Source organism: Paenibacillus xylanexedens (assembly GCF_001908275.1).
In the GTDB taxonomy this organism is placed as follows: Bacteria; Bacillota; Bacilli; order Paenibacillales; family Paenibacillaceae; genus Paenibacillus; species Paenibacillus xylanexedens_A.
The window spans coordinates 6,341,660-6,357,655 of the sequence record NZ_CP018620.1; the positions used below are offsets into that span (position 1 = coordinate 6,341,660).

Consider the following 15,996-nt stretch of genomic DNA (forward strand, 5'->3'; position numbering starts at 1 on the left):
CCTTTATCCCAATTCTTCAACAGGTACATGACCTGCATCCTGTAATCGATGATGTTCCGAATCAAAATACGTACCTTCCAGCAGGCCAATCAACGTGTTGGTAACGCGAACTTCAATGTCGTTATCCCCTGGACGAAGCCAGGAGGCTTCTCCCTTCCAGCGATACGGAGACCAGCATCGCACACCAAGACTATATCCGTTCACCCGCACTTCCGTCACATCCTGCACCCGCCAATCGCTAAATTCCAGTTCAAATGAGGCAACATCTTCCCCCGACTCATCCAGCCAGAACGTGCGTTTATAACTTATTTCCCCGGCAAAATGGGGATACAGCGGTTGCGGTTCAGGTCCGATGCGAAGGGCCGTGTCCGGTTCCCGCACGAGCGAAGCCATGCCTTCATGATGGAACTCCACGCCGAATCTACCTTGTAGATACAAGGGATCAACGATGCCATCCTCATCTTTCGTTACCTGCACAATCACCGTCATTTCGTTGAGACCGCTGTGCAGTAGCTCCGTGATATCACAAGCGATGTTATTGTGGTCGGTTATTTCGATTGGATCGAATTGTTCTTTTCCAAGTGGATGCCCATTAATCTCCATGGACCAGCTGCCCGAGATCGCCGCTCTGTCCATGAATAACAGGCATGCAGGCAAAGCTGTTCTCAGCTCAAATGTGCTCGTATATCTGCACTCGATCGGGTAAGCAATAGATGCTTTTTTCGGTGTGCCAAATACCTGATTAAACTGGACTGGCAGAGGATACTGCTCCGATAATTCTGCCGCCTGATCTATAAACGGTTTTACAGCTACATGCTGGCTTTCCAGAATCACACCATTAACATTGGAAGCCTGAAGATGGAATTGTCCCATTCGCAAAATGTTAGGTTGCACCGTTTCCAGTCGCCATGGCCCTTCCGAAGGGACCATGATCTTACAGGCTTGATTAGCTCCTGCCAATACATCCGTTACGAACGCCGAACCCGTTTTGTCTGTTACATCCACCTTCGTTGTTAATGCCTCTTCCTTCGCAGGTTGTAAAGTAAGACGAACAGCATGCGCTTCATAAGGCGCCAGTGTTAGTGAAATGCACCATTCCCCACCACTGCTCGTATACGGCAATGTCTGAAGCCGCCCTGTTTCCAGATCAAGTCGTTCTGCCACAATACAAGCACCCTCTGTCAACTCCGTTCCATCCCACAGCTGTCTGGCGACCAGCTTCAATTGACCAATCAGGTCCTGACCCTCCTGATTGGTCAAGAAAACCATATGCTCCCCAGACGACAATTGACGGGTATGCATCAGCAGGGAGGCGCTTTCCTCCTCCATGATCCAGCAGATGGGTTCGGGCAATACCTGATCGAGCAGGAGGGAGATCAGCTCCAGCGAAAAGTCATCTCCTTGCCCTGTTCCTGCGGGTAGAAAATAGGCATTCCCCTCACCCTGATGCCACATGGTTTCACGGTTATCGTGATCTGTTATCACGCTACGGCCCCAGTACACCTCTTGCGGCTGCTCGCCCGCGCCAAAGAACTGGGTAGCTTCATCTCCCTCCGGACTTCCCGACTGAATCGCAATATGCGGAGGCATCCCAACAGAGATGACCGTTCCTCCCTGCCGAACAAATCGCTTCACCTGTTCCCAGGCCGCGGCCTCCAGATTCAGCATCGGTGGGAGAATCAGTACGTCATAACGGGCCACGCCGATCTGAATGATGCCATCCGTTAAGTCAGCTTCCGCCAACAATTCTGGATCAAGGTGATCATAGTCACGTCTGTTTTCGAGCAGATGTGTCGTGATCCTCATCCAGTCCTTCGTCAGGCGCTCCAGTTGCACCCGTTCTGATTCGTCCTCGCCGCTATACTCAAATCCATGCAGCGGATTACCCATCAGACTCCAGAATGTCGTCGTTGGGTCAAGCACAGCAATACGAATATCTGCTGCTCCGGTGCTCATGAGATAGCTCAAACGTCCGGTGTAATCCCCTAACTGCCGGAAATGCTTCCAGTAGGGATTCTGCAAAAATTGAGACGGTGGTGCGTCATGTTTTGCCAGCCCACCAATCGTATAGAAAAAGGCGTGAAAGTTATAAAAATTGGTGCCCATGGCAGCCATGCGATCAATCATCCACTTGGCATCCTGTAGCGTCATGGACCAGCCCACACTGTGAAAACATTCAATCAGATTGCGGCTTCGGCCCAATTGCCGGGCAAGCGAACTGACCATCTTGGGATTGTCACGCATCTTTTGGCCGTATCGTTCCAGAATCCACGATAAGGATCGTCCGATTTTCTCATGTGCTGAATCACCACCTGGCATATGACTGAACAACTGGGTGGTCATCCGTACACCAGGCACTTCAGCCGCATACTGGATTCCTGCTTCCTCACACCAGTCATGCACCTGTTTGTGATAGGACTCCCGGAGAAGCAGATGCAGGGACTGGTAATAGTCATACCGAATCCGATGCGCGTCCGGAACATCACTATATAACAGGGCCGGTAGCGAATCGATCAGACTATAACCACAACGCTCGCTGAAATAACGGGGAAGTTGTGGTGACCAGGGGATACGACCCAGCGGTGCAATCTCATCCGAGAACATGCCTTTGATTACGCTTTCAAATTGATCTCCAACCGCTGACTTATAACGCTCATGTGTCAGTTCAATAAAACGACTCATCGCTTCCTTGTGGCAAGGATCAACAAAGTTGCCATAATATTTGAAATCATCGATCTCCATTTCTTGAAATATAATCAACTCCCAATCACCTGGGGGAACATCCCACAACAAGCGGAACGCTGTTCGGTAGGTGAAGAACCGCTTGCGGTTATACGATGTGAGTCCGGTCTCCTGATAAACCTGATCGGTCTGGATATTGCCGATTTTGCTGTGCAAGTCAATGGATTCATGCCACAACCGTTTGCCCTGTGCATCCTTGGGAATCGCCTTGGCAACCAAGACTCGTCCCCACGGCAATTCCAGATCCATAGCTTCTCCGCCCTGAACCACCAACTGATGATGCATCAGCTGTCGCTGCTTCGCTTCAGGAAAATCAAGGGTCACTTCCCCACCAGCCATCCCGCTTGGATATGGATATTCGTCATATAACCATACCTGCATGCCGTGAGCATCCGCCGCTTCCACTGCAATCCGCACCTTATCAAACCACGCTTCCGACAGATAGGGAATTTGCAGTCCCTGACGTGGACAGATGAAGAATCCGCCTACGCCTTGCGTGGCCATCTCAGCCACCTGCCGCTTAACCTGCTCTTCTTCCATATCCCCGTTCCAGAACCAAAAGGGATGGACCCTGTACTGCGCCTCGGGATTTTCAAAAGCATCCCCGTTCCACATGTTGCCTTCCTCCCTGCGTGTCCAAGAGTGTGTGGTGTCCAGCTTTACCAATAACGTTCATTTAAGTTCATATAGGTTTGTTTCGCTTTGATTATACATCAAAAACCATATTCAGGAAGTCATAATTTCCATAAAGTTGGATGAAATTTGGTTCACGGATCAAGCTATTACAGCGATAAGAAAACCCCGGCTGTTTCCGTTACGCTGAAAGCACGGCTGCCGGGCTCAGGCTTATACGACTAATTCAATGCAGCGTACAGTTCATTAACTTCTTTGACATAATCGTCTCCGCCGTTGTTCTTCCACAGAGCAACAGCATCATCGAACCCTTTCTCATCAATCTGGCCTACGATATATTTGATCCGTGCATCGTTAATGATATTGTCCAGCTGTGGTCCTTTCTGAGCGTAAACATCAGAGATCAGCGGTTCGCCAGGATTGGCAATGACAATCTCTTCGTTGGCTTTCTGCACCTGTGCAACCTTTTCACGGACAGGTGTCTGTTGGACGCGAAGCGTTCTGTCTTCCGGCACAAACATCAAAATCTGATTTAAGCCTTGCAGGTCGCGGAGCGCAAGCTTGTCAGTGCTCGGTATGATGTAGTCTTCTTTTTTCTCATACTGCTTGCCTTCCAGTCCGTTGTACAACAATGCCTGCAACTCCGGTTCATTCAGCTGATCCAGAAAGTTCAGTACCTTCTTCAAGTCTTCTTCCGTTTTGACACTGTTTTTGGAGATCGCAATCAGGCCGGAGTAACCGGACGTTGGCATATCACGTAATCCCTTTGGACCTTCCATCGCTTGCAGCACATCCACACGTCCTGTCGCATTGGGGTCTTTATCGAGTATTTTCTGATCCATCCGCTGCGCATTATCTGCTACATCCACCATGACACCGGCTTGCCCATTCACAAATGGATCAGGAAGTTTCGTTGCATCCATCACGGCAAAGTCCTTGTTCACCAGACCTTCGCTATAGATTTGACGGAAAAATTTCAGGGCTTCCATGTATTCTGGTGTCTCATGCGCCGGGATCAGACCTCCGCTGCCATCATCTCCCCATTTGTTGGGTGCACCAAACCATACCTGCATGTTATCCCACGGGCCCGTGAATTTGCTGGCAACCAGACCGTACGTATCATCCTTGCCGTTACCGTCTGGATCATCCTTCGTGAACGCTTTCAATACATTGTAAAATTCATCAATCGTCTTTGGCTCTTCCAGCCCCAGATTTTCCAGCCAATCTTTGCGAATTGTGACCCCATTACGTCCTAAGGCGCGTGCCCGGTAGATCCCATAGGTTTTGCCATCGATTGACGCATTATTGGTGATGATTTCATTCATCTGGCTCAGATTCGGATAGTCTTTCAGATAAGGACCAAGCTCCCAGAATGCTCCGGTTCGGGCCGCATTAATAAAACTTGGGGACTTCCCTAACACCACCATAATCTGAGGCAGCTTTCCCGAGGCCAGTGAGATGTTGAATTTGTCTTCGTACGAGCTGCTCGGCACCCACTGCAGGTTTACATCCACCTTGGTCAGTTCTTCAAGCTTCTGTATGACCGGGCTGTTCTCCGGCGGATTCTCCGCTTCGAAGTTCGGAAGCATAATGGTAATTTCGTCGGTTCCACCGGCAGCGGTTCCTGAACCTGTTTTATCCGTGGAGCATGCTCCCAGAATTGTACTCAATACCAGTGACGCAGAGAGTAACAGTGCACCTTTTTTGAATCCCGTTTTTTGTCCCATACGTTCTCCCCCTTGGCTTTAGCCTTTGATTGAACCTAACATGACACCTTTGGCAAAATGCTTCTGCAAAAACGGATACACCAGCAAAATCGGAATGGTACCTACAACGATCACCGCCATTTTGATCGACTGCTCTGGTGGCTGTACAAAATTGGGGTCCATGTTTGCCATATCTCCGACACTGGCTTGCGAGAGTAACACGATCTGTCTCAGCATGACTTGTAACGGCCATTTGTCACTGTCGGAAATGTACAGCAGTGCGGAGAAAAAATTGTTCCAGTGGCCTACGGCGTAGAACAAGGCAAACGTGGCAATGACCGGTTTGGATAAAGGCAGAACAATTCGCCACAGCACCCCGAGATCTGAACAGCCGTCGATGCGGGCCGCTTCCTCCAGCCCGGGCGGCATTTGCTGAAAAAAGTTTTTGACAACTATTAAGTTAAAAGCGCTGATCGCGCCAGGAAGCATAAGGGCCCAGTAAGAATCGAGCAGTCCCAGTCCACGAATGACGAGGTACGTTGGAATCATGCCACCGCCAAATAACATCGAGAAAATCACCATGTTCATCATGACGTTACGGCCCCAGAAGTCACTTCTGGATAGTGGATAGGCCATCGTTAGTGTGAAGAACAGATTGACCAGTGTGCCTGCCACCGTGATGAAAATGGAAACACCAATGCTGCGAAAGATCGTGGACGAGGAGAAGATATACTCATACGCGCTGAAGGAAAACACCTTCGGAATGAGGAAAAAACTGCGTTCGGTGATCTCGGCTTCCGTTGCGAAAGAATTCCCTATAATATACAGGAACGGAAGGACGGTTAATATGCCCAGAATCCCCAGCATGACGTAATTGAAGATATCAAATACCTTGCCGGCAGGGCTGTTGTATAGACGGCTGTTCATGGGCGCTCCTCCTTAATAAATTCCGGGATGGCCGAATTTTTTCGCAAGTTTATTACTGCCAAGCACCAGGATAATCCCCACCACAGACTTGAATAGCCCAACAGCGGTACTGTAACTGAATGCACCTTGCGTAATCCCCACCGTGTACACATACGTATCAAATACATCTGCCACATCCCGGTTGAGGGAGTTGGTCATCAGATAGATCTGCTCAAATCCGGTATCCAGGAAGTTCCCCAGTCTGAGAATGAGCAAAATGACTATGGTCGTACGAATGGCTGGAAGTGTGATATGCCACATCCGCCGTAATCGTCCGGCGCCATCCACAATGGAGGCTTCATATTGTTCCGTATCGACACCTGCGAGGGCAGCAAGGAAAATGATTGTGCCCCAACCCATCTCCTTCCACATCATCTGAACAATAATGAGCGGGCGGAACGAACCCGGGCTGGAAAGTACATCAATGGGCTTGCCTGTAATCCAGGCGATCAGGTCGTATAACACCCCGCCCTGTGGGGTCAGGAACACGTACGTGATACTGGCGATAATCACCATGGATACAAAATGGGGTACATAAACCAGCGTTTGAATCGTTCTTTTGAAGAAAGCGACCCGAATTTCATTTAATAACAAGGCTATAATGATCGGTGCCGGAAAAAAGAAGATAAGATCATACAGGGCAAGGACCAATGTATTACGTAATAGTCGGAAGAAGTCCGGGTTGGAGAAAAAGTTCGTAAAGTTCTCTAACCCCACCCAGTTACTCTCCCGGATGCCCAGGAAAGGCTGGTAGTCCTGAAAAGCAATGATGATCCCCCACATGGGCAAGTATTTAAAGATGACAAAGTACAAAAAGCCGGGAAGCACAAGCACATATAACCATTTGTTTCGTTTAATCTGCCTTTTCCAATTGGACTCTCGTCTCATGGGCCTTGTGGCCCTATCCGCTTGGGTGGTTGCAGTGCCGTTGGTATTCCAGTCCGTCTTCCCGTTCATCATGTCTCCCCTTTCTCAACGATGTAAGCGTTATCAATTAACCTGTTATTCAGACTATACAGACGCCTGGTTTCCGGCAACCTTCATTTTTTGCATTGCTACGATATGATGGCCGAAAAGCCCGCTATAACGCCATTTTCACAAGAAATTGCACATAACGTAGCAGGTAGAATTGCACATTTTTGCGGGTTTATCCTTCTTTGTATCACGGTAAAAAAAAGAAAAAACCGACATCAGTTAAAGCTGAATGCCGGTTTGAAATGACAAAGATATAAAAGGTTATTGTCCAAACCATTGATCGCGATACTGACTCGGGGTAACTCCCTCCTGTTTCTTGAAGATCCGATTAAAATAACTGTGCTGATATCCCACAGCCGCCGCAACATCATTAATTTTCATCGTTGTCTCACGTAACAATTGCTTCGCAGCATCCATTCTCACACGTGTCAAATAATCAATAAAATTGATGCCCGATACCTGTTTGAAAGCCTTACTCAGTGCATAGGGTGTCATCTGCTCCTCGTCAGCACAGTTTTCCAGCGAAATGTCGCTGCGGTAATGTGTATCGATATACAACATCGTTCGTTCCACCACCAGTTTCAGCGGTTCCTGCGATCGTACCTCAACCTCTTGTATATACGGTATGAATACCTCATTCATCATCCACTGCCTCATCTGTACAGGTTCACGAATACCGGATAGTTGCTCATACATGTTGTAACCACCAAACAGCTTATAAGGTGTGACACCCGTTTGCAACATCATGTGCTGAATACTGCCGAGCAATTGAAGCATCATCTGTTGCACCTGAAATTCGGTACTGCCCGTCCGCGTAATCTCACTCATGAATTGTTCCAGCACACGTTCTGCTTCGGCTTGTTTGCCCAGCCTGACCGCCTGTAACAACTCCCGTTCCAGCCCAAGTGGATAGGAAGCTGCTTCATTTCTGCGGAAACACGCCTCATCCTCCAGATCGAGAATCTGACTTCCTTCCTCCACACTGCGATAAGCCACGGCCTGTTCCATCTCAACGAATCGTCCGGGCAGTTCCTGAAGTGAAGCTGCTGGGCGACTGATCATCAAGGTCACCTTCATTTTGAGCGTTCGTCCAATGACCTCCACCAGTTCCTGTCCCCATAACAGCGCTTGTGACTTGACAGGTTCATCCTGGGGAGCAATCACAAGCATGGCGGAAGACAAGTCATGAAAGTTCATGACACTGATCTGCCTGAAATAATTTTTCGCAACTTCCTGTGTAATATTCACTGCTGCAAAGGTGACTAATCCCGTGTCCTGGCTTCCAAATCTGCCTTGCAGCTGCTCGTACCCCGTAAAATACATCTGCACCAACAAAAACTGCTGGCCCTCCAACTCAAATCCCAGATGACGCATGCGCTGCTGGAGATCCTGCTCGTTATAGGCATATAGATGCCCCTGTACAAGTTGTAGGACAAAGCTGTCTCGCAGATGGGGGAGCTGCTCCTGCAACTGGCGATGTGCCGTAACACTGCGGGAGGTCAGTTCGTTCCACTGTTGCTCCAGCAGCTCAAACTCATCCAGCTTGGCATCCGTTGGTGTTGTTTCGTTTCTGCCAGGCGTAAGCAGATGGAGCATCCGCGCTACAGGTGAATATATGCGGCGTGAAGCAAACCAGGATAACAATAATCCCAGGATGAGACTGCCTATACTCGCAATGACGATGATTTTGGACACCAGTTTGACTGGCGAAGTGACTGATGTCAAAGGCGCTGCGGAGACGTAAGTCCAGTCTGAATCGATCCGACTCAATGAACCGTATGAGACAGAATAGGTCTGATCCTCATATCGGAACAGGAATGAGCGGTTGCCCGCATGCAGGGCAACTTCTTCTTTTAGCTGCTGCTCAAAAGCAGAAGTCTCTCCCGCCGTTCCCGGATTCCCGGTAACCAGTGTGTTTCCTTCCTGATCCATAAGGAACGTCAAACCTTCGTCATACGGAGTAAGCGTTTTCAATAAACTGGCGACTTTCTCGTTATCCAACGTAATAATCAGTGCACCAAATGGATTAATACTCTCCCCCGGAATCTTATGTACAAGAACCAGTGCATTGCCTGCATCCGTATGCAGTGGACTATCGTTGGTCGAAGGTTCGGTATCTCTGTTGCTACTGGAAACCCAATCTGTCCAGTACACGTGGTTGCCCATAGAAAGGTATCGATCATAGGCTTGTACTTTGGCTTCATCGTTCAATTCGGTATAATCCCGATTAAACAAGATTGGCTTCGGTTCCTGCAAATACAGCTGTGCTGACTTGATCAGTGGATGAGAACCTTGTAATACGTATAAGGTAGTCACAATCTCCTGCGTTTCATTGAAATAATATACAAAATCCAACGTTCGCAAAGCATTGCCAAACCTCGGTTCAAAAGCCCAATGGGATAAGTTCATCTCCAGATAAGCCAGCTGGTCATCCACATTACGTGCCCGGTTCTCAATCTGGTTCTGGTGCATCTGATTGAACTCGGTTTCCATCCGGCCAACAACCTGTTGATACATGACGATACCTGTGATTAGTCCGGGAATGCTGGCAATGAGTAAAATAAGCATGAGGCTGTTTCGATAAAATCGTCCTTTATGCCTTCCAGCCTTCAGATCGGATAACCGCTTGAATCTGCCAAATATTCGATCGCTCCTAGTCGGTTCCATCGCTGCTCACCTGCCTGCTTGCATCGAGTCTGACTGTCATGGAAACTTCCTCAACTCCCCTGAGAATATATGGATGAAATCCTTTTCTTGTATTATACGCACAATCCTCAGGTGAATGAAACGATCTGTAACCGATCATTTTTTTAACCAATGTTTTATTAACATGACAAAATGGATTACAATGAGATATAGCAAACATGAAGGAGGCCTTTTTAATGAAAGAACAGACTTATTTTGAACAAAATAGAGAAAAACACCTGGCAGAACTGAATGAATGGTTGTCCATTCCGAGTATCTCCGCCATTTCAGAGCATAAAGAAGATATTAACCGTGCAGCACAATGGGCAGCAGATGCGCTCACACGTGCAGGTATGGAAAACGTAGAGGTCATTCAAACGGCTGGACATCCGATTGTCTATGCAGATCACCTGCATGCACCCGGCAAACCGACGGCTCTGATCTATGGACACTATGATGTACAACCTGTAGACCCCCTTAACCTGTGGGACACGCCTCCTTTCGAACCGACCGTTCGTGATGGCAAGCTGTATGCCCGTGGTGCAACGGATGACAAAGGACAGATCTTCCTACATATCAAGGCAGTTGAAGCCATTCTCGCCGAAAACAAAGAACTGCCAGTTAACATCAAGTTCTGCATTGAAGGCGAAGAGGAAATCTCCAGCCCGAACCTGCCCATCTATCTGAATGAACATACAGACAAGCTGCGTGCAGATATGGTACTGATCTCGGATACGTCCTTGCTTGAAAAAGGTAAACCGGCAATCTCCACAGGCCTGCGCGGCTTATGCTCTATGCATGTGGATCTCAATACAGCCAATACCGACTTGCACTCCGGATCATTTGGCGGCGGTGTACCCAACGCACTGCACGCACTCGTATCCTTGCTCGCTTCGTTGCATGATGAGCAAGGACGTGTAAGCGTAGATGGTTTCTACGACGGCGTTCTGCCACTATCTCCTGAGATGAGAGAAGAATTTGTAAAACAGGGCTTCAATGAAGAACAGCTTCGTCAAGACCTCGGGCTGGAGCAATTGTACGGTGAAGAAGGTTACTCGTTCGTGGAACGTGTCGGCGCTCGTCCAACATTGGAACTGAACGGCGTATGGGGTGGTTTCCAAGGCGAAGGTAGCAAAACGGTTATTCCGAAGGAAGCTCATGCCAAAATCACCTGCCGCCTCGTGGCGGATCAAGATCCACAACATGTATTGGACCGTATCGAAGCACATCTGCGCGCTCACGTTCAACCGGGTGCAACGCTGCATGTGAAACAGATCGAAAAAGCTTTTGCTTTCAACACTGATCCTTCCAATCCAATTCTGCAAAAAGCAGCAGATGCATATGAGCACGTGTATGGCGTTCGTGCCCTCTTTACCAAAGATGGCGGCTCCATTCCGATTGTTGAAAAACTCTCACGTGTACTCGAAATCCCTGCTGTCATGATGGGCTTTGGCTTGCCGGATGAGAATCTGCATGCTCCGAACGAGCACTTCAACCTGGAGAACTTTGATAAAGGGTTGTTGACGATTGTTCAGTTTTTGAAGAGTTTGTAATAGTTCGGACTCGTCGTGTTTAAAACCAGTTCATGAGGGCGTGCTGAGTGGACGTTCCGGTGCCGAATCGTTCTTTAGATCGCTGTTATCGTCGGATTTTTTGGATTCCCCTTCTCAAAGGGTAAAATCCGACGATAAAGGCGAACGCTCCGCTTCTTCAGAATCGATTTCGTCCCCTCCACTACGTTGCAGCTTCTCGCATGACTGATTTTAAGATTGAGCTAACTATTGAATGGTTAGTGTAATTAGGAGAACAAAAGGACGGCCTTCGGGTCGTTTTTTTGTTATTTATTTTGTTTCTTTATTCTTTATTCTTTGTTTTTTTTCTTTGTTCTTTGGTTCTTTGTTCTTTGGTTCTTTGGTGACGTTGTAGTTTTTTCATGGCTGCTTCTTATGATGGAGACGATGGAGGCTTACTTTTAAATGGGTTAGTGTATCAGAGGTAACAACATGGCAGCCCTATAGGACGTTTCTTTGATTTTGTCTCGATCATTACGTACAGCTTGCTTTATCATGGCTGCTTCGAAGGAATGGGTCTGACTATGATGGGTTAGTGTGATAGATAACCCAAACGATGGGCTGCTGAACACTTTTTAGATTTTTTTCTCGATAAGTTCGTTATCGTTCTTCCTATGACTGATTTTATAGACGGGGTCTCGATCTTAATGGTTTAGTGTATTAGAGATAACATACGCGACCTTATAGTCTTTTTTTTATTCGGTCTCCTTAACTAGATTTCAGCTTTTACCGTGGTTGCTTTATTGTGACTGGTTTTAGACGACGGCTAACTTTTAAGGGTTTTGATAGAGACAAGACAAGAGGTGGCCTTTGGAGGTTTGTTTGAATCTTGATATTCAATATTTAGAATGCACCCTTATGGAGTATGATGTGGATCGGGTAACGGAGATGTTGATAGCTACAGAGGTATTTCTGGATGGGGGATCTTTCGGGATTCCTGCGTTTTGACTAGCTTATATTCAGGACTTCGCTGCGGGGCTTTTGCCATGAGTGTTCACCTGCTGTTGCGCCCCAGCAAGCTAATCCAAAATGATGAGGTGAATGTTGTGTCTGCTTCTCACCTGACCAAAAATGCGCTGGCTCACTCGCTTAAATCACTGATGGAGCATACTCCACTGAACAAAATTACGGTCAAACATCTGGTTGATCATTGCGGCGTGAACAGGCAAACCTTTTATTATCATTTTCAGGATATTTACGCACTGCTTGGGTGGATCTATCAGACTGAAGCGGTGGAGAGCCTTACGGAGTACCGAAGCTACAGCACATGGACGGACGGATTCTATAAAATCTTTTGCTACATCGAGAGCAACAAAACGTTTTGCTGCAACACACTCGACTCGCTCGGGCGCACCCACTTGGATGTATATCTCTATGAAGTAACCCATGATCTGATCATGGGTGTTATTGATGAACTGGCCTGTGGGATTAAGGTCCGCGGTGAAGACAAAGAGTTTGTCGCCAACTTCTATACCCTTGCTTTCACTGGGCTAGTCATTCAGTGGATGAGAGGTGACATGCAAGAACCGCCAAAACAGATTATTGAGAAGCTCAGTGAGCTAATCGAAGGCAATGTCCTGAGGGCACTGCACAGATATGAGAATAAGCTACCATCCACTTAAGGATGCGCGGCTTTTTTTCACATGTGATCTAAGCCTAGGTTTTTGACACTTTTCCAAAAGTGACCAAAAATTGGACACTCCCGTTCTTTTGATCATACCTTACGGAACCTGCAAGGTTTACATTAGGGATGTGATTACAGTAACTTTTGGAGGCGAATGATCGTGAAGAAAGAACACGGTAATAAGCAGGTCTATTTTGTAGGCGGCGGCATTGCATCTTTGGCGGGTGCAGCTTATCTGGTTAGAGATTGTGGCTTTCCTGGAGAACACATTCACATTATCGAAGAAATGCCGATTCTCGGCGGCAGCAATGACGGAGCTGGTAATCCCGATCAAGGATATATCATCCGCGGCGGACGGATGCTCAATGACGAGGCCTATGAGAATCTGTGGGAGTTGCTGGCTTCCATCCCTTCCATCGACCGTCCGGGCATATCTGTCCGACAGGAAATCACCGAATTTGACGATGCCAATCCCACACATTCCAATGCGCGGCTCATCAACCGTGACGGCAAGGTCGAAGATGTGCTCTCCATGGGTTTTGATATGGCGGACCGGTTGACGATGGGCAAACTGATTATTACTCCTGAAGACACGCTGGGTAAATTGCGAATCAACGACTGGTTTGGCCCTCATTTTTTCAAAACAAACTTCTGGTATATGTGGGCGACCACCTTCGCTTTCCAGCCTTGGCATAGCGCCGTGGAATTCAAAAGATACATGCTTCGCTTTTTTCACGAATTCCCAAGAATTCAAACGCTGGAAGGTGTCACCCGCACACCGTTCAACCAATATGACTCAATTATCCTGCCATTGCATAACTACCTGGAGCCGTTTGGCGTAGATTTCACGCTGAAATGTACGGTTACCGATCTGGATTTCAAAGACGGAGACGGCATTACGGTAAGTCGGATGCATGTGCTCAGGGGAGGTGAAGAGGAAGTCATTGACATCCTCGAAGGTGATCTCGTCATTGTCACAAACGGTTCGATGACCGAAGGGGCCGATATCGGCTCAATGACTTCCGCACCGAAACTGAACGGCAAGGGCAGCTCATGGAAGCTGTGGGAGAACATTGCCGCCAAGAAACCGTTGCTGGGCAATCCTTCTTCATTTAATGATCATGTGGATGAGTCCAAATGGGAATCGTTTACGGTCACCTTCCAGGATTCGGTCTTCTTTGATCTGATGGAGAAATTCACACGCAACCGGGCAGGTACCGGTGCTCTGGTTACTTTCAAGGATTCCAGCTGGTTCATGTCTGTCGTTCTCGCCTTCCAGCCGCACTTCCGTGGTCAGCCGGAGCATGTCAACGTATTCTGGGGATACGGATTATCCCCGGATAACGTGGGCGATTACGTGAAGAAAAGAATGTGCGACTGTACCGGGGAAGAGATTATGCAGGAGTTGATCGGCCATCTTCATTTTCAGGAACATCAAGAGGACATCATGGCTACCGCCAACTGCATTCCTTGCATGATGCCATACATTACAGCGCAATTCATGCCTAGACTAAACAGCGACAGACCGAAGGTTGTACCTGAAGGCTCCACCAACCTGGCCTTCATCAGCCAATTCTGCGAGATTCCCGATGACGTGGTATTCACAGAAGAATATTCGGTCCGAGCAGCACGAATCGCGGTATACACTCTTCTCGGAGAGAACCGGCCGATTGAGCCGATCAATAAGTATCAGTATGATGTTCGGACGCTGTTCAGTAGTTTTGTGACTTCGTTTAGATAATTGCTTTATCCATAAATCAATCCAGAATGCAGAGGAATTGAGAGGAATCAAACTTCATTTACATGTTTGTTGCCTTTTGCAATCCAGATACGATTTATCCAGAAAAAGCCAAAATAATGAACCATAAAAGATAGTATTATTTGATGTGTTTCGTTTAAAGCGACGCTAATGAATATAGATATTATGATAAGACAAAACAAAAGAAAGGTACCTTTTTCCTTTCTTTTGTTTTATTTATGTTCTACGATATATAGTTTCATGATTAGCGAATAAGCCATTCCGCCAGATGCATCAATTTGACAGGATGACCATTGGTCGAACCTTTTAGCAAAAAAGAATCTCCTGTTCTTCTTTGCATAGCTAGCGCTCTTTTTAATGAGGATATTCGAGTGAAATGCTTCACTTGTTGTGCTGACATGCCTGTTTGCTGTGCTCCAATGCCTAGGTATTTAGAGTGAAGACCGTACGTATATAACAAGTCTAGCTTCTTCGTTCCCAACTTGCGGCCTTGTGCCAAATGAATCTTTTTAGCATGTTCCCCCAGATCCCGTATGTCACCCAGAACTGCAATCTTTCTCCCCCCATTTGATCCAACATGTAACAAAACATCAAGCGCCGAATCAAGTTCAGGCTTCGTATTGAAACTATCATTAATCACAATCATTTTACGGCGAATCTTGCTCACAGACAGGCGACCATAGGGATTTTTCATTTTATAAAATCCTCGTTTTATCTCTGTAACCGAACAACCAAGATGATGCGAAACGGCGATAGCAAATACAGCATTGTATACATTACATTTTCCAAAACAAGGAATATGAAACATATGCTCCTTTTGGCCTAACCGAACATTAAAAATCATCCCTTTTGAGCTGTATCGAATATGCCATGCGTTGAAATCCGCCTTGTTTCGTATTCCTACTGTTATCATTTAGCCTTGGAAAGACTTAAGGTTCAGTAGTTTGGAATAGTGATCATCCTTATTTAGAAATAGCATCCCCTTACGGTTCATCCCAGTAATAAGCTCCGATTTAGCTGTCGCAATACCACGCACTCCGTTTTTAAAATGAGCGATATGGGCACGACCTACATTAGTGATTACTCCGATGTTCGGTTGAATTAGCTCACAATGGCGTTTGATATCCCCTCTCTTTTTCATCCCATACTCTAAGACAACGGCCTTATAGTAGGAGTTGATTTGTTTTTTATATTGAGAGGTAAACCAGGTATCATTCCCATTCTCTATAGACTTGAATGTCCTCCAACGAGTTTGCAAGATGGATGCAATCATCTCTTTCGTTGTAGTCTTACCCGAACTGCCTGTAATCGCAATGATTGGCTTACTCATGTTCT

The 15,996-nt window shown here is 47.2% G+C and carries 9 protein-coding genes and 1 pseudogene; 3 read left to right on the forward strand and 7 right to left on the reverse strand.

Annotated features, from left to right (window positions below):
* Positions 1-3: 3 nt before the first annotated feature.
* The 5 genes from BS614_RS27625 to BS614_RS27645 form a co-directional block, all read right to left on the reverse strand.
* Positions 4-3,357 carry a glycosyl hydrolase gene (locus BS614_RS27625; RefSeq protein WP_074096276.1) on the reverse strand — a complete coding sequence of 1,118 codons (3,354 nt, stop codon included), beginning with the start codon at positions 3,355-3,357 and terminating at the stop codon, positions 4-6.
* Positions 3,358-3,596: 239 nt separating this feature from the next.
* Complete coding sequence (locus BS614_RS27630; protein WP_074096277.1) at positions 3,597-5,102, reverse strand: extracellular solute-binding protein; 1,506 nt, start codon at positions 5,100-5,102, stop codon at positions 3,597-3,599.
* Between the two features lie 18 nt (positions 5,103-5,120).
* Complete coding sequence (locus BS614_RS27635; protein WP_017692544.1) at positions 5,121-6,008, reverse strand: carbohydrate ABC transporter permease; 888 nt, start codon at positions 6,006-6,008, stop codon at positions 5,121-5,123.
* 12 nt (positions 6,009-6,020) lie between these two features.
* Positions 6,021-7,007 (reverse strand): ABC transporter permease, encoded by a 987-nt coding sequence (locus tag BS614_RS27640; RefSeq protein ID WP_084174776.1) that lies wholly within the window; start codon positions 7,005-7,007, stop codon positions 6,021-6,023.
* A 276-nt stretch (positions 7,008-7,283) separates the two neighbouring features.
* Positions 7,284-9,689 carry an AraC family transcriptional regulator gene (locus BS614_RS27645; RefSeq protein ID WP_084174778.1) on the reverse strand — a complete coding sequence of 802 codons (2,406 nt, stop codon included), beginning with the start codon at positions 9,687-9,689 and terminating at the stop codon, positions 7,284-7,286.
* 215 nt (positions 9,690-9,904) lie between these two features.
* Here BS614_RS27645 and BS614_RS27650 point away from each other — a divergent pair, with 215 nt between their 5' ends.
* From BS614_RS27650 to BS614_RS27660, 3 genes are all read left to right on the forward strand, one after another.
* Positions 9,905-11,260, forward strand: a complete 1,356-nt coding sequence (locus BS614_RS27650) for a dipeptidase (protein ID WP_074096278.1) — start codon at positions 9,905-9,907, stop codon at positions 11,258-11,260.
* A gap of 962 nt (positions 11,261-12,222) precedes the next feature.
* Entirely contained in the window at positions 12,223-12,900 is a 678-nt protein-coding gene (locus tag BS614_RS27655) for a TetR/AcrR family transcriptional regulator (RefSeq protein WP_244898214.1), read from the forward strand.
* Positions 12,901-13,056: 156 nt separating this feature from the next.
* Entirely contained in the window at positions 13,057-14,643 is a 1,587-nt protein-coding gene (locus BS614_RS27660; protein ID WP_074096279.1) for an oleate hydratase, read from the forward strand.
* A gap of 262 nt (positions 14,644-14,905) precedes the next feature.
* On the opposite strand, the gene BS614_RS32665 is transcribed toward BS614_RS27660, so the two are convergent.
* Both BS614_RS32665 and BS614_RS32670 read right to left on the reverse strand, forming a co-directional pair.
* Positions 14,906-15,469 carry a glutamate ligase domain-containing protein gene (locus tag BS614_RS32665; protein ID WP_425320286.1) on the reverse strand — a complete coding sequence of 188 codons (564 nt, stop codon included), beginning with the start codon at positions 15,467-15,469 and terminating at the stop codon, positions 14,906-14,908.
* Positions 15,467-15,991 (reverse strand): annotated as a pseudogene (locus tag BS614_RS32670) (Mur ligase family protein); the annotation flags it as partial. The gene BS614_RS32665 and the pseudogene BS614_RS32670, both read right to left, overlap by 3 nt.
* Positions 15,992-15,996 lie beyond the last annotated feature (5 nt).

Coding starts and splice junctions, on each gene's coding strand:
- BS614_RS27645 (WP_084174778.1), bottom strand. CDS start 9,689: ATGGAACCGACTAGGAGCGATCGAATATTTGGCAGATTCAAGCGGTTA.
- BS614_RS27650 (WP_074096278.1), top strand. CDS start 9,905: ATGAAAGAACAGACTTATTTTGAACAAAATAGAGAAAAACACCTGGCA.
- BS614_RS27640 (WP_084174776.1), bottom strand. CDS start 7,007: ATGATGAACGGGAAGACGGACTGGAATACCAACGGCACTGCAACCACC.
- BS614_RS27660 (WP_074096279.1), top strand. CDS start 13,057: ATGATCGTGAAGAAAGAACACGGTAATAAGCAGGTCTATTTTGTAGGC.
- BS614_RS27635 (WP_017692544.1), bottom strand. CDS start 6,008: ATGAACAGCCGTCTATACAACAGCCCTGCCGGCAAGGTATTTGATATC.
- BS614_RS27625 (WP_074096276.1), bottom strand. CDS start 3,357: ATGTGGAACGGGGATGCTTTTGAAAATCCCGAGGCGCAGTACAGGGTC.
- BS614_RS32665 (WP_425320286.1), bottom strand. CDS start 15,469: ATGTTTCATATTCCTTGTTTTGGAAAATGTAATGTATACAATGCTGTA.
- BS614_RS27630 (WP_074096277.1), bottom strand. CDS start 5,102: ATGGGACAAAAAACGGGATTCAAAAAAGGTGCACTGTTACTCTCTGCG.